The organism is Acinetobacter harbinensis, from assembly GCF_000816495.1.
Taxonomy (GTDB): Bacteria; Pseudomonadota; Gammaproteobacteria; order Pseudomonadales; family Moraxellaceae; genus Acinetobacter; species Acinetobacter harbinensis.
The window spans coordinates 2,248,074-2,271,716 of record NZ_JXBK01000001.1 but is presented as its reverse complement, the minus strand read 5'-3'; the positions used below and the strand labels follow the sequence as shown (position 1 = coordinate 2,271,716).

At 40.9% G+C, this 23,643-nt stretch carries 19 protein-coding genes and 2 tRNA genes; 13 read left to right on the top strand and 8 right to left on the bottom strand.

Features of this window, described 5'->3' with window-relative positions; all coding sequences use genetic code 11:
• The 4 genes from SE27_RS10605 to SE27_RS10590 form a co-directional block, all read left to right on the top strand.
• Positions 1-545 (top strand): RlmE family RNA methyltransferase (locus SE27_RS10605; protein ID WP_455549988.1); only part of this gene is annotated, 545 nt, incomplete at its 5' end.
• A gap of 132 nt (positions 546-677) precedes the next feature.
• Positions 678-2,570, top strand: a complete 1,893-nt coding sequence (gene ftsH / locus SE27_RS10600; RefSeq protein WP_039623223.1) for an ATP-dependent zinc metalloprotease FtsH — start codon at positions 678-680, stop codon at positions 2,568-2,570.
• Between the two features lie 140 nt (positions 2,571-2,710).
• A complete protein-coding gene (gene folP, locus SE27_RS10595) occupies positions 2,711-3,562 on the top strand; it encodes a dihydropteroate synthase (RefSeq protein ID WP_039623221.1) in 852 nt (283 codons plus the stop codon).
• 126 nt (positions 3,563-3,688) lie between these two features.
• Entirely contained in the window at positions 3,689-4,003 is a 315-nt protein-coding gene (locus SE27_RS10590) for a DUF5713 family protein (protein ID WP_039623985.1), read from the top strand.
• Positions 4,004-4,249: 246 nt separating this feature from the next.
• Here SE27_RS10590 and SE27_RS10585 read toward each other — a convergent pair.
• Together SE27_RS10585 and SE27_RS10580 are read right to left on the bottom strand one after the other, a co-directional pair.
• Positions 4,250-4,335, bottom strand: a tRNA-Leu gene (locus tag SE27_RS10585).
• 193 nt (positions 4,336-4,528) lie between these two features.
• Entirely contained in the window at positions 4,529-5,170 is a 642-nt protein-coding gene (locus SE27_RS10580) for a hypothetical protein (RefSeq protein WP_406564543.1), read from the bottom strand.
• A gap of 270 nt (positions 5,171-5,440) precedes the next feature.
• On the opposite strand from SE27_RS10580, the gene SE27_RS10575 reads away from it, so the two are divergent.
• A complete protein-coding gene (locus SE27_RS10575; protein WP_039623217.1) occupies positions 5,441-5,950 on the top strand; it encodes a hypothetical protein in 510 nt (169 codons plus the stop codon).
• A gap of 108 nt (positions 5,951-6,058) precedes the next feature.
• On the opposite strand, the gene SE27_RS10570 is transcribed toward SE27_RS10575, so the two are convergent.
• Both SE27_RS10570 and SE27_RS10565 read right to left on the bottom strand, forming a co-directional pair.
• A complete protein-coding gene (locus tag SE27_RS10570) occupies positions 6,059-7,393 on the bottom strand; it encodes a hemolysin family protein (protein ID WP_039623215.1) in 1,335 nt (444 codons plus the stop codon).
• A gap of 128 nt (positions 7,394-7,521) precedes the next feature.
• The gene (locus tag SE27_RS10565) at positions 7,522-8,511 is read right to left on the bottom strand and encodes a LysR family transcriptional regulator (protein WP_039623213.1); all 990 of its coding nucleotides are present in this window, start codon (positions 8,509-8,511) and stop codon (positions 7,522-7,524) included.
• Positions 8,512-9,298: 787 nt separating this feature from the next.
• On the opposite strand from SE27_RS10565, the gene SE27_RS10560 reads away from it, so the two are divergent.
• Positions 9,299-10,900: an isocitrate lyase gene (locus SE27_RS10560; protein WP_039623211.1), complete on the top strand. Its 1,602-nt coding sequence runs from the start codon at positions 9,299-9,301 to the stop codon at positions 10,898-10,900.
• 106 nt (positions 10,901-11,006) lie between these two features.
• Here SE27_RS10560 and SE27_RS10555 read toward each other — a convergent pair whose 3' ends face one another.
• The gene (locus SE27_RS10555) at positions 11,007-11,381 is read right to left on the bottom strand and encodes a diacylglycerol kinase (protein ID WP_039623209.1); all 375 of its coding nucleotides are present in this window, start codon (positions 11,379-11,381) and stop codon (positions 11,007-11,009) included.
• A gap of 336 nt (positions 11,382-11,717) precedes the next feature.
• On the opposite strand from SE27_RS10555, the gene SE27_RS10550 reads away from it, so the two are divergent.
• The 3 genes from SE27_RS10550 (at position 11,718) to SE27_RS10540 (ending at position 17,100) form a co-directional block, all read left to right on the top strand.
• A complete protein-coding gene (locus tag SE27_RS10550; protein WP_039623207.1) occupies positions 11,718-14,813 on the top strand; it encodes a multidrug efflux RND transporter permease subunit in 3,096 nt (1,031 codons plus the stop codon).
• Positions 14,814-15,084: 271 nt separating this feature from the next.
• The gene (mgtE, locus tag SE27_RS10545; protein WP_039623205.1) at positions 15,085-16,434 is read left to right on the top strand and encodes a magnesium transporter; all 1,350 of its coding nucleotides are present in this window, start codon (positions 15,085-15,087) and stop codon (positions 16,432-16,434) included.
• An 81-nt stretch (positions 16,435-16,515) separates the two neighbouring features.
• Positions 16,516-17,100, top strand: coding sequence for a DUF4112 domain-containing protein (locus SE27_RS10540; protein WP_039623203.1), 585 nt, complete (start codon positions 16,516-16,518; stop codon positions 17,098-17,100).
• Positions 17,101-17,209: 109 nt separating this feature from the next.
• Here SE27_RS10540 and htpX read toward each other — a convergent pair whose 3' ends face one another.
• Both htpX and SE27_RS10530 read right to left on the bottom strand, forming a co-directional pair.
• Positions 17,210-18,115 carry a protease HtpX gene (gene htpX / locus SE27_RS10535; RefSeq protein WP_039623201.1) on the bottom strand — a complete coding sequence of 302 codons (906 nt, stop codon included), beginning with the start codon at positions 18,113-18,115 and terminating at the stop codon, positions 17,210-17,212.
• Positions 18,116-18,253: 138 nt separating this feature from the next.
• Entirely contained in the window at positions 18,254-19,117 is an 864-nt protein-coding gene (locus SE27_RS10530; RefSeq protein ID WP_039623199.1) for a lytic transglycosylase domain-containing protein, read from the bottom strand.
• A gap of 498 nt (positions 19,118-19,615) precedes the next feature.
• On the opposite strand from SE27_RS10530, the gene ttcA reads away from it, so the two are divergent.
• A complete protein-coding gene (ttcA, locus tag SE27_RS10525; protein WP_039623197.1) occupies positions 19,616-20,536 on the top strand; it encodes a tRNA 2-thiocytidine(32) synthetase TtcA in 921 nt (306 codons plus the stop codon).
• A gap of 214 nt (positions 20,537-20,750) precedes the next feature.
• Positions 20,751-21,134, top strand: coding sequence for an SCP2 sterol-binding domain-containing protein (locus tag SE27_RS10520; protein ID WP_039623195.1), 384 nt, complete (start codon positions 20,751-20,753; stop codon positions 21,132-21,134).
• Positions 21,135-21,197: 63 nt separating this feature from the next.
• On the opposite strand, the gene SE27_RS10515 is transcribed toward SE27_RS10520, so the two are convergent.
• Positions 21,198-22,307, bottom strand: a complete 1,110-nt coding sequence (locus SE27_RS10515; RefSeq protein WP_039623192.1) for an MltF family protein — start codon at positions 22,305-22,307, stop codon at positions 21,198-21,200.
• Positions 22,308-22,672: 365 nt separating this feature from the next.
• Between SE27_RS10515 and greB the strand changes: the two genes are divergently transcribed.
• Together greB and SE27_RS10505 are read left to right on the top strand one after the other, a co-directional pair.
• Positions 22,673-23,152, top strand: coding sequence for a transcription elongation factor GreB (greB, locus tag SE27_RS10510; RefSeq protein ID WP_039623190.1), 480 nt, complete (start codon positions 22,673-22,675; stop codon positions 23,150-23,152).
• Between the two features lie 105 nt (positions 23,153-23,257).
• A tRNA-Ser gene (locus SE27_RS10505) sits at positions 23,258-23,347 on the top strand.
• The last annotated feature ends 296 nt before the right edge of the window (positions 23,348-23,643 follow it).

Below are 23,643 nucleotides of genomic sequence, written 5' to 3'. Positions count from 1 at the left end.
GTGCGCGTGCTGCTTATAAGCTGCTTGAAATGCAAGAAAAATACAAATTGATTAAACCCGGTATGACGGTGGTCGATTTGGGTGCAGCACCGGGAAGTTGGTCACAAATTGCCGGAAAATTAGTGGGCAGCAAAGGTTTATTGATTGCCTCAGATATCTTAGAGATGGATGCATTGCCAGATGTAACCTTTTTACAGGGCGATTTTCGTGAAGAAGAAGTTTTCGAAAAATTGTTAAATCTTTTAGATGGACGCACTGTAGACGTTGTAATTTCAGATATGGCCCCCAATACTTCAGGTAATAAGGCTGTAGATCAACCGCGTCAAATTTACTTGTGTGAACTTGCCCTCGATTTTGCCAATAAGGTTTTAGGACCCAAAGGGCAATTTGTGGTTAAGATTTTCCAAGGCACTGGATTTGATGAGTTCCGTAAACAAATAGTCGACAACTTTGATGTATTAAAGACCTCAAAACCTGCTGCGTCGCGTGCTCGATCTAAAGAAGTATTTTTGATCGGTCAAGGACGTAAAAAGGCTTCTAAATAAAGTTTACTTGCCAAGACGTTAAAAATTGTGCATTTTGTACATTTTTAGCATATTGCAAAAGCTGATCTTCAGCTTAAATTAAGGTCACCCGTTTCGGGCATGATCCAATTAGATTGATATGGGAATAAAGCTTTGAGCGATCTCTTCAAGAATGCCGTATTGTGGCTGGTTATACTTGGTGTGCTGATTCTGATTTTCAGTAACATCAGTGACCGCAATCAACCGACTGCACTGAACTATTCAGAGTTTGTTTCAGCGGTGAATGCTGGTCAAATTAAGCAAGTCACAATTGATGGTGAAAGAATTCGTGGCGAAAAAACAAACGGATCAGAGTTTGAAAGTATTCGTCCTGCAATTCAAGACCCGGAACTTATGCCAAGTCTCATTAAAAACAATGTCGTTGTTGAAGGCACTGCGCCGCAACGTCAAGGTTTATTGATGCAACTTCTGATCGCCAGCTTCCCTGTACTTTTAATCATTTTGTTATTTATGTTCTTTATGCGCAACATGGGTGGCGGTGCAGGTGGTAAAAGCGGTCCAATGAGTTTTGGTAAATCTAAAGCCAAAATGTTGTCTGAAGACCAAATTAAAGTCACATTTGCCGATGTGGCAGGCTGTGATGAAGCAAAACAAGAAGTGGTTGAAATTGTTGACTTCTTAAAAGACCCATCTAAATTTAAACGTTTAGGGGCCAGTATTCCTCGAGGCGTATTGATGGTCGGACCGCCAGGTACCGGTAAAACGCTATTGGCCAAAGCCATTGCGGGTGAAGCTAAAGTGCCATTCTTTAGTATTTCCGGTTCTGACTTTGTTGAAATGTTCGTGGGTGTGGGTGCGTCCCGTGTCCGTGATATGTTTGAACAGGCCAAACGCCAAGCGCCATGCATTATCTTTATTGATGAGATTGATGCTGTGGGTCGTCATCGTGGTTCGGGTACGGGCGGCGGTAATGATGAACGTGAACAAACCTTAAACCAATTGTTGGTTGAAATGGATGGTTTTGAAGGCAATGAAGGCATTATTGTCATTGCTGCGACCAACCGTGCCGATGTTCTGGATAAAGCTTTGTTACGTCCGGGTCGTTTTGACCGCCAAGTGATGGTCGGTCTGCCTGATATCAAAGGTCGTGAGCAAATTTTAAATGTGCACATGAAGAAATTGCCTTCAGTCACCGGTATTGATGTGAAAGTTTTGGCACGTGGTACACCGGGTTTCTCAGGTGCGCAATTGGCCAACCTTGTGAATGAAGCAGCACTTTTTGCAGCACGTCGTAACAAAAATACAGTCGATATGCATGACTTTGAAGATGCAAAAGATAAGTTGTATATGGGGCCTGAACGTAAATCGATGGTGATTCGTGATGAAGAGCGTCGTGCGACGGCTTATCATGAAGCAGGTCATGCCATTGTTGCAGAAAGCTTACCGGGTACAGATCCTGTGCATAAAGTCACCATTATGCCGCGTGGTTGGGCGCTAGGAGTGACTTGGCAGTTACCAGAATTTGATCAAACCAGCCATTATAAAGACAAAATGTTGAATGAACTTTCCATTTTATTTGGTGGGCGTATTGCGGAGGAAGTTTTCATCAACCAGATGTCAACGGGTGCTTCAAATGACTTTGAACGTGCAACCAAAATGGCACGCTCGATGGTGACCAAATACGGTATGTCTGACAAAATGGGGGTAATGGTTTATGAAGAAGACCCACAACAGTCATTCATGGGTAACATGGGAAGTCGCACGATTTCTGAGGCGACTCAACAACAAATTGATTTAGAAATACGTCGTATTTTGAATGAACAATATAAAGTTGCGCGTGATATTTTGGAAAGTAAGCAAGATATTGCCCACGCAATGGTAAAAGCCTTAATGGAATGGGAAACCATTGATCGTGATCAAATTCGCGACATTATGGAAGGGCGTGAGCCGCAGCCACCGAAAGTGTATATTGCAGAGAATCCAATTTCACTGCATAAACCACCAGCAGATGGTCCAAGCACACCGCCACCTTTACCGGTCAGCTAATCACTTTGATCAGCTAGCTAAAAAGAGTCTCTAAGGAGGCTCTTTTTTTATGCTGTAATATCTTAAGTTTGAAAAAATGTCACTTTAAACAACCTGATGTGTTGCTACACTAAGCGTTCAATTTAGAAGGAGTAAGTGCGATGCAATTAATGCCGTTGCCAAAGCGCGTATTACATTGTGGGCTATTAAGTTTGGATTTATCTAAGCCACACATTATGGGTATTTTGAATGTTACTCCAGATTCCTTTAGTGATGGCGGCAGTCACAATGGCAAAGAGCAGGCAGTAGCACATGCGTTACAGATGATTGCTGATGGTGCAAGCATTATTGATGTAGGCGGAGAATCGACTCGACCGGGAGCATCTATGGTGGCAGTGCAAGAAGAAATTCAACGTGTTATACCTGTGGTTGAGCAGTTGGCTCAGCATAACGTAGTCATCTCAGTTGATACCTCGCAACCTGAAGTCATAAAAGCTGCGATAGAAGCCGGTGCGCATATCTGGAACGACGTGCGTGCCTTAACTCGGCCATTGGCTTTACAAACAGCAGCAGAGCTAAATATTCCTGTCATTATTATGCATATGCGCGGTGAGCCGACCACCATGAATAATTTAGATCAATACAATGATGTCACGCTAGACGTGATTGCTGAATTACAGCAGCGTATTGATGCGGCTATAAATGCAGGAATAAAAGCTGAAAATATTCTGATTGACCCAGGGTTTGGCTTTGCTAAAAATGCTGAGCAAAATTTGAAATTACTGCAACAACTCCATCAGTTGAATCGCTTGGGTTATCCAATACTTTCGGGCCTGTCACGTAAGCGCTTTATTGGTCATGCAGTGCATGCCGGCACTGTACAAGATCGTATAATAGGTTCAGTTGTCGGGCATTTGCTAAGCATTCAGCAAGGGGCTTGCATGGTGCGAGCGCATGATGTCAAAGCCATGCATGATGCAATACAAATGTGGCAAGCAATGAATCATGCTTAAACAGAACATTTATGTTGGAAAAGTTAAAGGATGATCAGCACAAGCTGTTTTTATACTTTAAGTTGGTAAAGTTGTTACTTTGTGTTATATAGACTCGCTTTAATGCGTGTCTTTTTTGAGTTTTATATGTTTGAAGATTTACTTCTCCCGATGTTTGACGATGACTATTATCCTGATATTTTGGTCGCTGAAGTTAAACAGATCATTAAACAATTTGCAAAAAAACTAGCAAAACCGGATTTATCTGAAGTTGAAATTTATCGTTTTGCTGCCGAAACTGTGGTGTTCATTAATAAAATGAAACCTCAGTTTGAAGATCTTGACTCATCATTGGATGATACGGCTGCCGATTATGTGGCAGAAGCCATGATGATGGTGGTGCAGGATAAAGGCTATATGGATATAGAGATGGAAGAGTTGGTTTCAAATAGAGAGTGGTAAGCCACTCTTTGTTTTTTATGTGCTTAAAGTTAATTTAGCTCAAATCAGATGGCAAAAGATAAGAGCTAATATAAGTATATAGCGGATATTTAAGCCTTAAGGTAATGAGCAATATTTTTTTAGATCAATATTTTCTTGTAACTTAAGCTAAAAATTATCTTCTGATTGTATCTTTTGATGTAGCTATACTTATTTTTCAGACATAAAGAAACCAGCTGATCGCTGGATTTTTATCACCACTTAAAGTGGTGCCCGGGGCCGGACTCGAACCGGCACGCTTTGTGGGCGGGGGATTTTAAATCCCCTGTGTCTACCTATTTCACCACCCGGGCATGTGGGCAATAATAGGCGAGGAAGGAAAGTTTGGCAAGTGGCTTTGAATGTATTTGCTTTTTTTTCAAGCAATCCATGCTTTTATTTTTTTAAAATAGCCTTGATTGAGCTACTTGTTGGCAAAAATGATTTTACGGCCATTCAAAATTTAGACATCTTTATTTTTTGATCTGAAATTTTAAGGCTTAATATTTACATTAACGTATCTAAGTACGTTTCGATATCAGCATGTTTATAGGTTTTACACAGCTCATTTTCATATTGAATCAGTTGCATATATAACTCGACAAACTGTTTTTCCTGCTGTTGCGATGCTTTATATTGCACGGAATTTTTGGAGTTAAACAGACGCTTAAATTTGATCTTTAGAATTTGTTTATATGACCAAAAGCAAATCCGTCGTATTTCTTGTAAGTAAAAATACTGCTCGCTTTGGGTATCTGCGCGGAACATATTCTCTTTATAAAAATGCACAAAACCAAAGCTTAAAGCAAAGAAAAATAAAATCCCTTGTAAAAATGAACTTTCGATATAGGCAATATTCATCGCTTGTAACACAATCAGTGCTGCCAGCTTGATGGCTGTATGGCGTAGCTGTTGATACATCGAAATTGAACTGTGTTTAATTTGTTTAATCACCAATGGCGTATACAGCATAAACAGCAGCATAATTGCCAACACGGCCAAGCCTTGCGCACGAAAACCATTCATTTGAGCGAATTCGCGTGCAATCAAATGACCCAAACTGATTGAGAGTGAGATAAAAATCATGGCTGCCAATAGCCAAGGAATCAGCTCTTTTAGCTCATCTAAAATACCTTTGGTTTTAATCATGCTATAAAACAGATAATTTCTTTTAAAGGCCGACGGGTATTGCGCCCGCAATTGTTTTAAGAAAAGAACTGTTTGTTGCTTGCTGATCATAAGAGCCAAGGACAGAGAAGAACTAAAGCTAATATAAAGGATTTCAGCATATTTAACAGAAAGAAAAGCCCAACTGGCCGTTATGATGGCTTAATAATGGCCAGAACCAGATTTTATTCCTGTATTGCGAGATGATTTATGCGAAAATAGATTTTTATTCTTTTTGTCCAAGGACAGTTTATGACTGATCAATCTCCTGCATCTTTAAGCCATATCGAAGTTTTAGATATTTTACAGTCCATGAAAAATGATGAGCTAAATATTGAAGCGAAAGAGATGATTCGTGAGGGTGGTAAAGTTGGTCGTCAAGATGCACATAAAAAAGCGATTGTGGCTTTGCATAATGCCTTTGAGAAAAACTTTGTTGAAGCAGTGACTTTGGCTTTAGGTTTAAATGCAGGGCAAGCTAAAAAAATTAAATATAAAAAAGATCGAATTCGTATTTTAAAAGTCCGTGGTATTGATTACATGGCCATTGATGGCGCTGAAACTGCGCAAGTATTGTCTCAAGTGGCGCAAGCGATTCTGCGTGAAGATGCCGTGGTGACCAGTGATTTGCATAATATTTTTCCATTTTGGAAAGCCGGTTGGCCGATGGTACAATTTGACAATGCCTATGCTATTTTAGAAGATGATATTGATATTCACTATAAGCTTGTTATTGAAAAGTTAATCGAAAATTCTAGATAATTATTACCGTTAAAACCAAACATAAAAAAATGCCAGTCAGCTTTAACTGACTGGCATTTTTTTATGTTTTAAATAAAGCACAATATTTTAACTAAACGCGTGTCTAATCTACGATTCAGTAGATTCAGGCGCATCATCGACTTCAGGTGGTTTGTCGAGTAAACGCGTCACCAACAATTGGTCAATTTTAAAATGATCGACATCGACCACTTCAAATTTATAAGCGTCAAATATGACCGCATCAGCAGGGCGGGGGATTTTGCGTAATTTATACATCATAAAGCCCGCGATGGTTTCATAATTTTCATCATCCGGCATTTCTGCAATATCAAGGGCATGTTTAATGTCTTCAATGGGCGTACTACCGTCAATCAGCCATGAATTGTTATCCCGTTTAATAATTTGCAGATCTGCTTCAATTGGAGTGACCCAGTCGCCCATGACGGTAATCATAATATCGGACAGTGTAATCACACCCACCACCAAGGCATATTCGTTAATCACCACCGCAAATTTTTCTTTAGTAGAACGAAAGCGATCGAGTAATTCAGACAGGGTTAAGGTGTCAGGAATGGTCAGTACATTACGAATGGTATTTTCATTGAGTTGCAGTAAAGACTGATTGTTTAAAATACGCACTAAAATATCTTTGGCGTCAATATAACCAATCACTTCATCAATATTGGTACTACAGACCACAAATTTAGAATACGGATATTCGGCCAATTTTTGACGAATACTGGCTTCTGATTCTTTTAAGGTAAAGAACACCACATTTTCACGCGTGGTCATACTAGAGGGTACATTACGTTCTTCAAGTTCAAACACGTTTTCAATGAAATGATGTTCTTGCTTTTGCAGTACACCGGCTTGTGCGCCTGCATCCATCACCGCGGAAATATCGGCAAAGGTAATGTTGTCATCGCGAATGGTATTGACTTTAAATAAGCGGAACAACAAGTTGGCAATGGCATTGATGACCCATGCCAGCGGTTTGCAGACTTTAATAAAGATTTGAATTGGATTGATAACCAAAACTGCAATTTTTTCAGGTGCAATCATGGCCATGCGTTTGGGCATTAAATCGGCGAAAAGAATAAACAGCGAGGTGACCAAGGTAAATGACAAAGCAAAACCAATGCTTTGCATCCACGGGCCATCATAGAAACGGCTGACAAAATTGACGATATAGGGGCGAAAAGCTGCTTCACCTAATATACCGCCTAAAATCGCCACTGCATTTAAGCCAATCTGTGAGGCTGCAAAAAAATCAGCCGATTGGGCTTGTAGGTCTAATACTTTTTGAGCGCGTTCATCGCCTGCTTCGGCAAGAATTTTTAACTTAACTTTACGCGCACCGGCAAGCGCAATCTCTGTCAAAGATAAAAAGCCGGCTCCTGCAATCAGTATCGCGATGATGAAGATATTTTGGAAAAGGCTCACGAATCCACCTGTAGATCATCATTATTATAGAATGTTTTTAACACGAAAAGAGCAAAAGCGGTAAGCGAGTTACCGCCTCAATTGGCTCAGTATAATCTTAAAAAAGAGGAATTTAAGCGTTTTTATGCTTAATAGTGAGAAAATTGTGAATTATTGGTTAAAAAATCACGATTTTCTTCTTCAATCATTTGCCGTGCCACGTACAAAATAAGCTGGCGTAACCAACGATGCGCCGGATGATGATGCAGTAACGGACACCATGCCATTTTTAATTCAAATTCAGGAATATAAAAAGGCGGATCTTTAATCAATAAATTAGAATTATTGGATTGTAGATGTGCAATACGGCTTGGCAAGGTAGCAATTAAATCCACATTGGAAGCCAAAAGCGCAGGCATTTGATAATGACGAGTAAAGACCGAAATTTTACGTTTTTGACCAATACGCTCTAACGCTTGATCAATCCAACCTAAGCCGGCTTGTTTTTCTGGATTAACCCCAAACCCAACGCCCATACCGGTTTTAGATACCCAAATATGTTGTGCATCTAAATAACTTTTCAAATTTAAGCTGTTGGCTGCGGGATGTTTATTGTTGAGTAAGCAGGAAAAACTGTCACGCCAGACTAAAACTTGATGGAAACTTTGTGGGATTTCATTAAAACGGTTGATGGCTAAATCAACTTTACCTTGTTCCATGTCACGATACGACACATCACTTGGCGTTAAAAAGTCCAATACCACATTCGGTGCTTCAGAACGTAAGGCTTTGACTAAACGTGGCACTAAAGTGGCTTCGGCATAATCCGAGGTCATAATGCGAAACACGCGATTTGAAGTATAGGGACGAAATTCGGTACGTGGCTCTAAAATCATAGATAAATCAGCCAAAGTATCGCGAATGCGTGGCTGAAGCTCTAAAGCACGTTCGGTAGGTGTCATCCCTTCGGATGAGCGAATCAACAGCGGGTCATTAAATAGAGTACGTAAACGACGTAAAATATTACTCATGGCCGGTTGGGTGACCCCAAGTTGTTCTGCTGCACGGGTGACATTTTTTTCACGTAAAAGAACATCAAGGTAAATTAAGAGATTAAGATCGACCCGCTCCAGATTCATAAAGAAAATACCGATAATAAAGCCATGAAATTATACTGATTATGCCATAAGCAGCAAGGCTTGTGTTGAAAATATGATGGCGAAGAGACGACTCGAAAAGCTAATTTTAGAGGATGAATGTATATTTTTTATGCGCTTGCTGCCGTATCAAATGTCATTGTTTTGAACTGTATATAGCGATGAGTCTGCTAATCAAAAATGAGTTTTTAGATTGCATCTTGCGAGAAAAAGAACTGACTATATTTTTAGTTAAAAGGAGCCGTATTAACTTTTATGTTTGAAAAATAAAAGCTGTATTTTGCTAAAACGAACCAGATGATAAAAGGGGGTGTTCAATTTTTTAGCGTAAAATTAAAACAAGGTCTAAAAAATAGGTGTTGGATAAACATGCAGCCGATCATGCATTAAAATGTTAATTGGGGCGGTGAGAATCGCCAAAATGGTGCAAAAATCAGTAAATAAAGTATTTCATAACGTTTAAGACTTAGGTCTAATAAAGAAAAAAACAACAAAACGCATGCGAAATGTATAATTTATTTCAATGAGATGGCATAAATTTTAATTGGTAAACAATAACTTATATTATTTATCTATAATTATAATACGACTTTGATCTACATATTTTTTAAATAAATACCGAAAATTAACGCAGACTATTGGATTAATCCGCGCACTCCCTCTAAGCTGTGTCCATAACAACGAAGGGCTATAAATCTAAGCGATTAAAAGCAAATGGGTTTTAGCTCTTCGATTGATGAAATCCTAAAATTATATACAGGACAATGTCATGACTACATATCAAACAGCGGTTGATGCAATCCGTGAATTAAAAGCAAAATTCGGCGACACATGGCGTGACATTAGCCCTGAAGATGCTGCACGTATGCAAATGCAAAACCGTTTCAAAACTGGTTTAGACATTGCGAAATATACTGCTGACATCATGCGTAAAGATATGGCTGACTATGACGCTGACTCTAGCCAGTACACTCAGTCTTTAGGCTGCTGGCATGGTTTCATCGCTCAACAAAAAATGATTGCCAACAAAAAATACTTTGGTACTACTGATAAACGCTACATCTACCTATCAGGTTGGATGGTTGCTGCACTTCGTTCAGAATTCGGTCCACTTCCTGACCAATCTATGCACGAAAAAACTTCAGTACCTGCGTTAATCGAAGAAATCTACACATTCCTTCGTCAAGCTGATGCCAAAGAAATGAACGATTTGTTCCGTGCGCTTAAAAAAGCCAACGAAGCAGGCGATACAGCTAAAGCAGCTGAACTTACTGCACAAATCGACGGTTTCCAAACTCACGTTGTACCAATTATTGCGGACATCGATGCTGGTTTTGGTAACGAAGAAGCCACTTATTTACTTGCTAAGAAAATGATCGATGCGGGTGCTTGTGCACTACAAATTGAAAACCAAGTTTCTGATGCGAAACAATGTGGTCACCAAGCGGGTAAAGTTACGGTTCCACATGAAGACTTTATCGCTAAAATCCATGCACTTCGTTATGCATTCTTAGAAATGGGCGTTGATAACGGTATTATCGTTGCGCGTACTGACTCTGAAGGCGCTGACTTGACTCAAAAAATCCCAGTGGTTAAAGAGCCAGGTGATATCGCTTCTCAGTACATTAGTTTCCTAGAAACTTCTGAAATTGATATTGCTGATGCTGCAGAAGACGAAATCTTAATCAAACGTGATGGTAAATTACACCGTCCTAAGCGTTTACCTTCTGGTTTATATCAGTTCCGTGCTGACACGCAAATTGACCGTGTGGTACTTGACTGTGTATCTAGCTTGGAAAATGGCGCTGATTTACTTTGGATTGAAACTGCAACGCCAAACGTTGACGAAATCGCTCACATGGTAAACCGTGTACGTGAATCAGTTCCAAATGCGAAGCTTGTTTATAACAACAGCCCATCATTCAACTGGACTTTAAACTTCCGTCAACAGTCTTATGACCGTTTTGTTGCTGAAGGCAAAGACGTTTCTGCGTATGACCGTGCTAAATTAATGAGCGCTGAGTATGACGAAACTGAATTGGCTGCTGATGCTGATGACAAGATCCGTACATTCCAAGCTGACGCTGCACGTGAAGCGGGTGTGTTCCATCACTTGATCACACTTCCGACTTACCACACAGCTGCTTTGTCTACACATGAGCTTGCTCAAGGTTACTTCGGCGACCAAGGTATGCTTGCTTATGTTGCTGGCGTACAACGTAAAGAAATCCGCGGTACAATCGCATGTGTTAAGCACCAAGCAATGGCTGGTTCTGACATCGGTGATGATCACAAAGAAATCTTCGCTGGCGACAATGCATTGAAAGCTGGTGATGACTCTAAAAATACCATGAACCAATTTGGCGGTTAATCCTCCACACTGATTCAAAAAAACCCTGCGCAAGCAGGGTTTTTTTATAGCTTCAATATAAAGCGCTAAAAAAGCACTCTAGATCAGTGCTTTTTATCTTGTGGTTTTAAGGAATTAAAATCAGCAGCCAAACCACGACAATGATACTTAATCCGACAAATTGCGCAGCACTGCCCATGTCTTTGGCATTTTTAGACAGCGGATGTTGATCGAGTGAAATACGATCAACCACTGCTTCAATGGCGGAATTCAATAATTCGATAATGATGGCCAGTAAACACACGCCAATCATCAGCGCTTGTTCGACGCGTGAGACATCAACAAAAAAACTTATTGGAATTAAAATGATATTAATCCATACAATTTGCCGAAAGGCCTCTTCATTGCTAAACGCAGCTTTAAAGCCGGCAATAGAATATGAGGTCGCATTTAAAATGCGCTTGATACCGGTTTTACCTTTAAAGGGTGAAGATTGATTCATAGCTAAATTTTTTCATAAATTTTCGATAAGATAGACTAGATTTATTAAACAAAGATTAATTTAGACTGTGCAATGGTTAATTTTTTCATTCACAAGAGATAGCAGTCTCGATTTGCGCTAAAGCCCACAAGCTAAAGATAGAAAGTATGCTGAGATGAAGCATGACTTTAATGCTGAAGCTTCATGATTTCTACTTATTTAGCCGGAAAAATTATTTTTCTGTTAACCGTGATTGCGTTTTAATCTGTCGTCATTGACTATCAATATAAATGTGCGCACTTAAAAGTGTATTTTTAAGATTTAGTTATCTCATCTTTTACCCTGCGATTCTGTCTTATGCTGTCAAAATTTTTTATTCAACGTCCTATTTTTGCCGGTGTGCTGGCCATCATTGTGATGGCGTTCGGGCTTTTTGCCGTGCTGAATTTGCCGGTTGAACGTTATCCTGATATTGCACCACCACGGATTACGGTCAGTGCAACCTATAGCGGTGCATCGGCAGAAGCGGTGGAAGACAGCGTGACGCAAGTCTTAGAGCAGCAAATTAAAGGCATTGATAATTTACTGTATTTTAGTTCCAGTAGTGATTCATCGGGACGCAGTCGCATCAATATTAGTTTTGAAAATGGCACCAATCCAGACACCGCACAAGTCCAAGTGCAAAATGCAATTAATGGTGTGATGAGCCGTTTACCGCAGGATGTACAGCGCCAAGGTGTCAATGTGTTTAAATCGCTGGGCGATACGCATATGGTGATTGGTCTATATGATGCTTCGGGTAAAAGTGACAACATTGCTTTGTCTGATTATATGATGACGCATTTAGAACAAGACTTAGCGCGCATTGAAGGCATTGGGGAAGTGGATGTATTTGGTTCGCAATATGCGATGCGTATTTGGCTGAATCCGTTAAAACTCAAACAATATAGTTTAATGCCCAGTGATATTCGCGCTGCAGTTGAAGCACAAAACACGCAAGTGGCAGCCGGTGCAATTGGTGATTTACCCAGCTTAGATGATCAATATTTAAATGCCAAAGTCACCTCAGGCTCACGTTTAAAAACGGTGGCTGAATTTGAAAATATTATTGTTAAATCTAGCCGTGATGGCAGTTTTATTTACCTCAAAGATTTGGCACGGGTTGAGTTGGGCGCAGAGAACTATCAATCCTTTAATACGATTAATGGTTTCCCTTCGGCGGCCTTGAGTATTTCCTTAGCCTCAGGTGCCAATGCCTTAACCACGTCAGCATTAATTCAGGCGCAGGTTGATCATTTAACGGCACAATTGCCAGAGGGTTATAAGCTGGTTTATCCGCGTGATAATACGCCCTTTGTTAAAGAGTCAATGAAAGAGGTAGTGAAAACTCTGTTTGAAGCGATTGCGTTGGTGATCGTGGTGATGTTTTTATTTTTGCAAAATTGGCGTGCCACTTTAATTCCGACCATTACCGTGCCAGTGGTGATTTTAGGCACCATGGCGGTGTTATATGTACTGGGAATGAGCCTGAATACCTTAACGTTATTTGCGTTGGTATTGGCAATTGGCTTGTTGGTTGATGATGCCATTGTGGTGGTTGAAAATGTAGAACGTCTAATGAAGGAGAAAAGCCTCACCGCTCAGCAAGCTTCGATTGAATCCATGCAAGAGATTGGCGGTGCGCTGATTGGGATTACTGTGGTGTTAACCGCGGTATTTATTCCGATGGCGTTTTTTAGCGGCTCAACAGGGGTGATTTATCGACAATTTTCCATCACCTTGGTGGCGGCAATGAGCTTATCTTTGGCTGTGGCTCTGATTTTAACCCCTGCATTATGCAGCGTGATTTTAAAGCCCCATGCGCAGGCTGCGAAATGGGCGACGTGGTTTAATCAAAAATTAGAGCAGTTAAAATTTTATTATCTGAAATCAGTTCATTCAATGATTCAACACAAAGCCATTAGTTTGAGCATTTTTGTCGCTTTACTGGCTGTTTTTGCCTTGTTCTATCGGGCCTTACCGACCAGTTTTATTCCCAGTGAAGACCAAGGTGTTTTAAACGTGCAGTTTAAACTAATCGATGGGGCGCCAATGTCCAAAAGCCAAGAAGTCGGTGAGCAAATTCGGCAGTATTTTCTAGAGCATGAAAAAAACAATGTCGATTTGGTGATGATTCGCTATGGGCGTAACTTCTCCGGCACAGGGCAGAATCTGGGGCAGGGATTTATTGCATTAAAGCATTGGGATGAACGTATCGGTGCGCAAAATTCTGCACAAGCCATTCGAGAGCGTGCTTTAAAGGTATTAAAGCAACATCCACAGGCACAAATTAATGTCAGTTTGCCCTCGTCTATTCGAGGGTTAGGGCAAACCGATGGACTGGATTTTTGGGTGCGCGATATCAATGGTCAGGGGCGGCCCTATTTAGAAAGCCAGTTTCAGCAGCTCCAGCAGCAAGCCAAGCACTATCAAAGTTTTGAGAATTTAGATAAACAATCTAATCCGGACAAAGCGCAGCTCAAGGTTGATGTTGATCAAAAACTGGCATTGGTGAATGGTCTATCGCAAACAGCGATTAACAGTACTTTATCCAGTGCTTGGGGCGGCAGTTATATTAATGATTTTATTGATCGGGGTCGAATCAAACGCGTGATTATGCAAGGGGATCAGCAATTTAGATCGAAACCTGAGGATTTAAATGCATGGTATGTGCGCAATGATTTGAATCAAATGATCTCCTTTGCAAATTTTTCCAATGTGACGTGGAGTGGTGGGCCGGAAGTGGTCAATCGTTATATGGGCTATGCTGCGGTACAAATGCAGGCCGATATTGCTCGGCAAAGCAGTTCAGGTTCTGCCATGCAGGATGTGCTGCAACTGGTGTCACAGCAATCTGGTATTGATGTGGCGTGGAGCGGTTTATCCTATGAGGAACAAAAATCCAGTAATCAAGCTTTATGGTTATATTTGCTCTCGTTGGGTTTTATCTTTTTATGTTTGGCTGCGCTGTATGAAAGTTGGAGTATTCCAACGGCGGTGATGAGCGTAATTCCACTGGGGATTGGCGGCAATATTTTATTTAGCTATATCGGTGGTTTCCCCAATGATATTTATTTTCAGATTGCTTTACTGACCACCATGGGCTTGTCGTGTAAAAATGCCATTTTAATTGTTGAATTTGCTGCTTTGGCACAAGCCGATGGACACAGTGTGTTGGATGCAGCTTTACAAGGCGCACGCTTACGTTTACGCCCTATTTTAATGACATCATTGGCTTTTGCCGCCGGTATTACGCCATTGGTGTTTGCCTCGGGTGCAGGCGCGGCCAGTCGACAAGAAATTGGTGTCAGTGTGTTGGGCGGCGTGACCTTTGCTACATTATTGGTGCTCATTTTTATTCCGCTGATGTACGTGTTGATTCGATCTGGCTTTAAAGCCAAAACTTTATCTTAAGGGCCACTTTTGTGGCTGAAGTCAACAAGAAGCGGCTAGATTGTTCGTATTTTGTTGTTATACTTGAGAAAATTATCTAACTTTTATAGTATTGCCGCGCCGCATGAGCGGTTTAAGAGGATTGCATTGCAAAATGGACAGTCATAGTTGTCATTTACTATTTCTATATACAATTGATTCGATACTGAAGGCGCAGACCCGATTACAGTAAGATTATCTATGCTGTGATGTGTTTGGATTGCCAGTATTGACGGCAAGAAGGACATATTACATGTGCAATAAAAATTTTATTTATCTATTAAATGATGCCCTTGAAAACAATCATCTGCAACGTGCTCTAGATGCTGTACATACCTTTAAAGCGGCAGATTTAGCCGATATTCTCACCCAACTACCGCTATCTTCCAGTCAAATTTTATTGGTCAATTTGCCGGCGCGTGCCTATGTATTTTCCTACTTAAAGCCGCAGCAACAGGTTAAATTTGCCCAAGTTTTGCCGTGGGCCACTTTGGCTGAAATTATTGGCGAAATGCCTTCAGATAAGCGCGCCGATATTTTTAAACAACTCGACCTTGAGCAACAAAATGTTTTGTTACCGGCATTGGCACAAGCCAAACGTGAAGATATTCGGCAGTTGGCAGCCTATGTCGAGGGGACGGCAGGGGCCATTATGAGCTCTGAATATGCGACTTTAAAACCCAATATGACAGTACTGGACGCCATTAAAATGTTGCGTTTAGAAGCGCCCGCCACAGAAACGATTTATATCGCTTATGTGTTGGATGAGATGCGTAAATTGCTGGGCGTGATTTCTTTAAAACAACTGATTTTGGGTCAAGAACAAGATCAAGTGGATCAGTTGATGACCACTGATTTAATTTCTGCCGATGTTGATACCGATCAAGACGATGTGGCGAAAACCATCGCGCGTTATGATTTATTGGCCTTGCCGATTGTCGATGCGCAAGGCGTGATGGTGGGTATTGTCACCTATGATGATGCGATGGATGTGGCCAGTGAAGAAGCCACCGAGGATTTCTTGCGTGTAGGGGCGGTCAATGCATCCTCAAAATTAAGTCTTAAAAATGCCTCTATTTTTGTACTTTATCAAAAACGTGTATTTTGGTTGGTGATTTTGGTATTTGGCAGCTTACTGTCTGGTATTGGTATTGCACATTTTGAAGACATTATTGCGGCCAATATTGTATTGGTGTTCTTTTTGCCATTGTTGGTTGGAAGTGGCGGTAATGCCGGTTCACAATCGGCTACATTGATGGTGCGTGCTTTAGCCACCGGTGACGTGCAATTTAAAGATTGGTTTTATTTGCTTGGCCGTGAAAGTTTGGTGGCGCTATGTCTAGGCGTCACTATGGCGATTGCCGTCTCGGTATTGGGGTATTTTAGAGGCGATGCCATGGTGGCATTGGTGTTGGCTTTAAGCATGTTGGGCATTGTGTTGTTGGGCTGCTTAATTGGCATGAGTTTGCCGTTTATTTTAAATCGCTTTAAACTCGATCCGGCCAGTGCTTCAGCACCCTTGGTCACCTCAATTTGTGATGCCACAGGCGTGATTGTGTATTTATTTATTGCCTCGCAATTATTGACAGGCATTGCACCATAACACTATGAAATAACGACACTTCAATGCAGGCAGTTATGCTGTAATTTACGCATTCAGCTTAACTGTTTTGGAAGCTCGGCAATGCCACAGCAACACAAAAAACTTAGCCAGTCAGAAGTGGTGCGTTTAGAACGCGATTTAGCCAAATTTGCCAATATGATGGATTCGATGGTGCGTATTCCGTTTACCAAGCAAGGCGTAGGTGCCGATGCCGCTTTAAGCACCATCCCGATTGCCGGCGATGTCGCGGGTTTTGTACTGACCTGTTATGCCATTTATAAAGCCAAGCAAATTGGCGTACCGCAAAGTAAATTAAACCCTGTGATGAAGTTGGCCATGCTTGATGCCGTGGTGGGTTTTATTCCGGTGGTGGGAACTGTTTTTGATGTGTTTATTCGGCCCAGTCGCAAAGCCTTAAGCGTGGTGCATGAACATATTCAGCAAGAATATCAGATACACAGTGATGCGCATGTATTGCATCCTTTTTTACATGAGCGTTTAGAGCAGAAACAGCAAACTTCAGCGCTGTGGCGTCATCCGGCGATGGCATGGCTTTGGCTGCATATTCCAGATTTCTTGGGGGTGATTTTTTTATTGCTCATGCTGGCGGCATTGTGGTTTGGTTTAAGCTGGCTTGGACAAGCACTACAAGGTTTTAATTTTTAAAACACTGCAATTTAAACAAAATTTGAATTGATGCTCATTTCTGGATACTTTGTTATGATTAAAAAAGCCTCCCTATGGAGGCTTTTTATACGCACTCAATTCAGTCATTTTATGGGCAGTTTAACTGCTGTAATGCTGCTACGCGTTGTTCAATGCTCGGATGGGTGTGAAATAAAGCCGCCAAGCTAAAACCTTGTTCTTTACCCTCGGCAATGGCAAAGGCTTTCATCTCTTTGGGCATTTGATCGGGCAATTCTGACTCTGCCTGTAAGCGCAACAGTGCAGAGATCATGGCTTGTTTACCGGCTAAACGTGCACCGGCTTCATCGGCACGATATTCACGGTAGCGTGAAAACCACATCACAATCGATGAGGCTAAAATACCAAAGACAATATCCAATACAATGGTAATACCAAAGTACGCCAGTCCGGGCGCTTGACCCTCTTCGCGGCCAAAGACATTACGGTCAATAAAGTCACCGACCACACGGGCAAAGAACATTACAAAGGCATTCACTACACCTTGCACTAACGCCAGCGTGACCATGTCACCATTGGCCACGTGACCAATTTCGTGTGCCAGTACTGCACGTAGTTCATCTTTATTCATACGTTCAAGTAAGCCGCTTGAAACGGCCACTAATGCATCATTTTTGTTCCAGCCTGTTGCAAATGCATTGGACTGATAAGAAGGGAAGATCCCCACTTCTGGCATTTTAATGCCGGAGCGCTGTGCCAACTGCGCAATTTCTTGTAGTAGCCATGCTTCTGCCTGATTACGCGGTGCATTAGGATCAATCAGTTCAGTGCCGGTAGATCGTTTGGCCATCCATTTCGATAAGAACAAAGAAATGAGTGAACCGACCATACCAAAGACAAAACAGATGACCAATAGGTTGCCTAAATTTAAGCCGCCTGCACCATAGTAACTACCGACACCGAACAGCGACAAAATAATGCCCGCCACCACCAGTACCGCGAGGTTGGTTAGCAAGAACAAACCAATCCGCATCATTGGGAAAATCCTCTTCAAATAAAAAACCAATCTGACGTATATATCAGAAATCATCTGACTAAATATGAGGGGTCGCTTTTAGAATTTCAAGCCGGAAAATCAGTCATTTGCCGGCATTTGAGCTGATTTAACCGGTTTTTAGTCACTAATTAAAATTTTTGCAGAAGCGATTGCATGTGCAGTGGCATAGGCACCCGGTGCATCAGTATAGATTCCCTCGGCAGTTTTAATCATCTGACGTTGGTATTTTACCGGTTGTACGGCAATGCTGTCAGCGCTAGATGCATAGTTGGAGGACTGAGCAATAATTTGTCCATTGTTGCTGCTGGCTGCGCTTGAGGCCAGACTGCCCAAGCCATTGGCGTATAAATTGCTGTAGCGACTGCTCACGCGCTTAACGTAGTCTTGGGTTTCTCTAAACGGTGGAATGCCCCCATATTTGGCCACATTGCCTTCACCGGCGTTATAACCGGCCAATACCAATGAGGTATTGCCATTAAACCGTTTCATCAGCCATGCCAGATATTTAGCGCCCGCATTAATATTTTGCTGCGGATCAAAAGCATTGGATACATTAAAACGTTTTGCGGTGGCAGGCATCAGTTGCATTAAGCCTTGCGCCCCGACTGGAGAGCGAGCATTGACGTTAAATCCCGATTCAGTATGCATTACCGCTTTAATCAGACCTTCAGCAATACCATGCTGTGATGCCGCTTGTTTAATAAAACCGTCAAAAGCATTTTTATTGCGATTATAGCTGGGTAAGACCGACGCTTCGGATTGTCCCCAGTTGCTATAGCTGTGCATATTGCTGTCTGGGTAGTAGGTTTTTTTCTCTACCTGAAGATGGCTATAGCGACTTTGTTTGTTGGTCAGTAACGTCGTTCCATTGGCTTCTTTGAGTTGATAAAGCGTTTGACCAGCATAACTGCTCGATGCCATAGAACCGACCAGTGCCAAACCTAAAACATACAGCCCGATATTTACAAAGTTATTTTTCATTTTTTTATAGATAAAAAATCTGCCCCAAACAGTTAGACAGAAGTTTAACAAAAAAATACACAATAAAACCTGTTCTATAATTTATTTCTCCACAACTTTGTAAAAAGCAAGGCTAAGGCTGAAAGATTGCCCTTAAAAAAAATTAATATTTTTTTAATCCAGTTTGCTTGACAGGTATAAGTTACTGATAAATATAAATAATAAAATTGATCAAAAAATAACCAATCTAAGGAAAAGCCTTAAATAATAGGTCGGAGACCTTGTCAAGTTGGATTGCATCCACAAAGTTATCCACAGCTTTTGTGGACAACTGAGCAAATGTACAAAGCGTAGGCATTGTGACTGTAATTTGAACGCATAAGGTCAAAACAGTTGATATTTTTAAGGCAAGGTTAACTGCACAGGATTGTCAATTTTCAGAATTTACATTCTTTTGCTGCGACAGTCATCTGAATCGGCTAAAATCACGCGGTATTTTATTTATGGGCAAATTCGTCTATGTACTCGCCAGTTGAGTCCGCACAAGGATTTAATTTCAAACCAGAACTGCCAACAAGTTCGGCATATCACCGTTTGTTGAAAAAGCTTCGCCGCCAAGTCGGTCATGCCATTCGTGATTTTAAAATGCTCGAAGAAGGTGACAAGGTAATGGTATGTATTTCTGGTGGTAAAGACAGTTATACCTTGCTTGATATTATGTTGCAGTTCAAACGCATCTCACCGATTAACTTCGATGTGGTGGCTGTGAATTTAGATCAAAAACAACCGGGTTTTCCAGATGACGTGTTACCACGTTATTTAGAAGAAAATAATATTCCGTATTATATTTTGGAAAAAGACACCTACAGCATTACCAAAAAATTAACCCCAGAAGGTAAAACCTACTGTGCGGTATGTTCAAGATTGCGCCGTGGTTCTTTATATGGTTTCGCTCAAGAGATTGGCGCAACCAAAGTGGCGCTGGGTCATCATCGTGATGATATTATGGCCACGTTCTTCTTAAACCTTTTCCACGGTGGCAGTTTAAAAGCCATGCCGCCGAAATTATTGTCGTCTGATAAGAAAAATATCTTGATTCGTCCACTGGCCTATGTGGAAGAAAAAGACATCATTAAATATGCTGAGATGCGTCAATTTCCAATTATTCCGTGTAATTTGTGTGGTTCGCAAGAAAATCTACAGCGTGCCATGATCAATAACATGCTGCGTGATTGGGATGCACAATATCCAAAACGCTTACACAGTATTTTTGGTGCGATGCAAAATGTTTCGCCGTCACAATTGGCCGATCGTGAATTGTTTGATTTTGAAGCCTTAGATGAACAGCGCCAAATGGATTTTACGCCAACTTCCTCAGCGTCTGATGAAGCTGCAAGTAAACGTATTGATATGGTGAATTTAGGCTTTGCCGTAGAATAAGCATCAACATAGACATCAATCTAGGATTGGTGTCTATGTTAAATTATCAGTTAATTTTATAAAGGCCTTAAAAAGATAAAAATTGAACGCTGCGTGCAAAAAAGCTAAAGCAGAAAACAATTTTACATGCTATAACAACCCTCAAGCATAATAGCTTCACAAAGATGTTGTCTGGATAGGCGACACAAATCAACAAATAAATTGAGGAAACATCATGCCTACCTTTTTAACTGATGATTGGTTTTCAACCGTAGATACATTGACTGCTGAAGCCGGTGATTTAAACTTGCCACCTGCACTTAAAAACTTAGCCATTAATTTGGTGGTTGTCGATGGGCAAAACACCACAGAGTTGTCTTTGGATGGCGGTGCGATCAAAAAAGGTCTCTCTTCAAATGCTAAAACCACTTTAAATATGGATGGTGAAACCTTACGTAAAGTGTTCTTAGAGTTTGATATGGCTGCAGCAATGCAAGCCTTTATGACCGGTAAAATTAAAGTTCAGGGCGATATGTCACAATTGATGGCTTTGCAAACTGCTAAGCCAAGCCAAGAACAAAAAGATTTGTTTAAAAAAGTGCTTGAGCATACCGCTTAAGTGCTTTTAAAACGAAAAAAAGCTTATCCATTTGGATAAGCTTTTTTTATGGCTAAATTTGACTTAGATATTGACCAATTGCGTGGTTTTAATATGTTCTAAGTAAGAGCGAATTCGCGTTACATACTGTACCGCTTGGCGATAACGCCCATTGTGAGCCTTATTGCGTTGTAAATAACTATACATATTGACCCAGCTATTCGGGTTTTTGCCCTGTGCACTAATTTTCTTTTGAATCTGATTGACGGCACCGGGGCCCATATTATAGGCAATGAGTGCATACCAATTTCGATCCGGATAAGGCACCTCCGGATATCGACTTAACATCTGGTCGTAATATTTCGCGCCGCCTTCAATACTTTGTTTGGGATCAGTTCGATTACTGACACCCATGGCTTTGGCTGTATTGTTGGTCAGCATCATTAAGCCGCGAACACCGGTGGGAGAGACCGAGTTGGGTTTAAGATAAGATTCTTGATAACCGATGGCAGCCAATAAATGCCAATCTAAATCGTATTTTGCAGCGGTACGTTTAAAACTGGCTTTATAAATGGGCATACGTTGGTTTAAATCACGCTGAATAGTATCCCATGATTCTTGTTTCACGACATTTCGATTATAAAATGAAGCCAATTGACGAATTGAGCCGGATTGTTTACCACGGCACACAAAGCCACTTGCTGTTTGTGCCAAGGGATCATCGCTGTGCTTAAACACCCAATTTAAGTTGGTGTCTAAGCCATTTTGTTGCAAGCTGGTTAAATCACCGCAGGTGGCTGAAAATGACGTTAAATGTTTTTGCTCAATTGTTGCCACATTGGCGGTGGTCATGGCAAAACTGGCTTTACCTTGTGCAACCCATTTTAAAGCGGTGGCATTATCGGGTACGGTTTTAAAGACCAATTTAACATTTAAGCTTTTGGCATAGTTACGCGCCAAGTCATAACCAAAGCCATAGAGGTGTGAATCGTTTTTAAAGACCGTAGTGGCATTTTCAACTGAAACCACGGTAAGTTGTTTGTCTTTTACCACAGTATCGTATTGATATGATTTACTGGCATTGATGCTGTGAAACGGAATGAGTAAAGTACTCAATGCAAGAATTTTTAAAGACAGAGAAGCGTTGAAAGAGCTAAGGCTAAGCCTTGCTCCAGAAGTTGAACTACTGAGCATGTTGTCTCCGCTACAAGTAATTTATGCCCTAAAAAGTAAAGGCGGACATGCCTCAGACTTTTACAAGTTGATAAATTCAATAAGGGTTGGGCAGTCATGACGTCATTCAAAAATGACAGGGGTATTAAAGGGAGAATAGTGTAGAATTTCTACATAGGTTGAAAATTGATCGTTTTGAAAACATGCGCGAATAATAAACATCAAAAGCAAGGTTGTCAAATTTTGTACGAAATTTCTTATAAATATACTGCATAATGATTTGATTTAATTGATTAATTTATTTTATACACTCTAGATGTGAATAAACAGCGGATAATCTCAGCGCTCTTTGTTCATTAATTGTAAGCTTAACCTTCGAAGATACTATGAAATCTAACTTAATTACGCGTACCGGACATGATAAATTAGTTGCAGAATTACAACGGCTTTGGCATGAAGAACGTCCAGAAATCACGCGAAAAGTAAACTGGGCGGCCAGTCTCGGCGATCGTAGTGAAAACGCTGATTACAAATATAATAAACAAATTTTACGTCAAATTGACCGCCGCGTTCGTTACCTCGGCAAGCGTTTAGAAGAGCTAAAAATTATTGATTTTTCACCTGAACAAGCCGGTAAAGTATATTTTGGTGCTTGGGTGGAGATTGAAAATGATCAAGGTGAACAAAAGACCTTACGTGTAGTGGGCGTAGATGAAATTTATGATCATCATCCGCAACATATTTCCATTGCTTCACCCATGGCGCGTGCTTTATTGGGCAAACAGGTAGAAGATGAGGTGGAAGTGCTGACGCCATCGGGTAAAAAAATTTGGTATATCAATAAAATTCGCTATGAAACCTCGTAAAGCTTACATCATTAAGCACTTTTGCTTTTATTTTAAGCATTCGATAGGCAAAAAGTAGAAAAGTGTTTGCCAAGTGGATGTTTTATTTATATGATAGCCGCCATTGGAAGCGTGGCAGAGCGGTTTAATGCACCGGTCTTGAAAACCGACGAGGGTGTGAGTCCTCCGTGAGTTCGAATCTCACCGCTTCCGCCAAATTTAAAAACCCCGATCATTGATCGGGGTTTTTTATTGTCGACGATTTTTTATAAATAAAATGTAGCGCTGGAATAAGACGCACGATCTATCCGATAATATCGACATACCGCATTAATTTTTAAATGATTGCAGCGGTTGTAAGCGAAAATTCAGCAATCAATACGCTGCTAAAAACCATGCTGTATAAGCGCTTTAAAATATCAAGAGCAGGTATTTGTAAATCGATGCTTACTGTTGAAAGCGCAGGTTTAGTGCTGAGGAGGTAGATATTCAAATAGAAGATTCTATAAGTT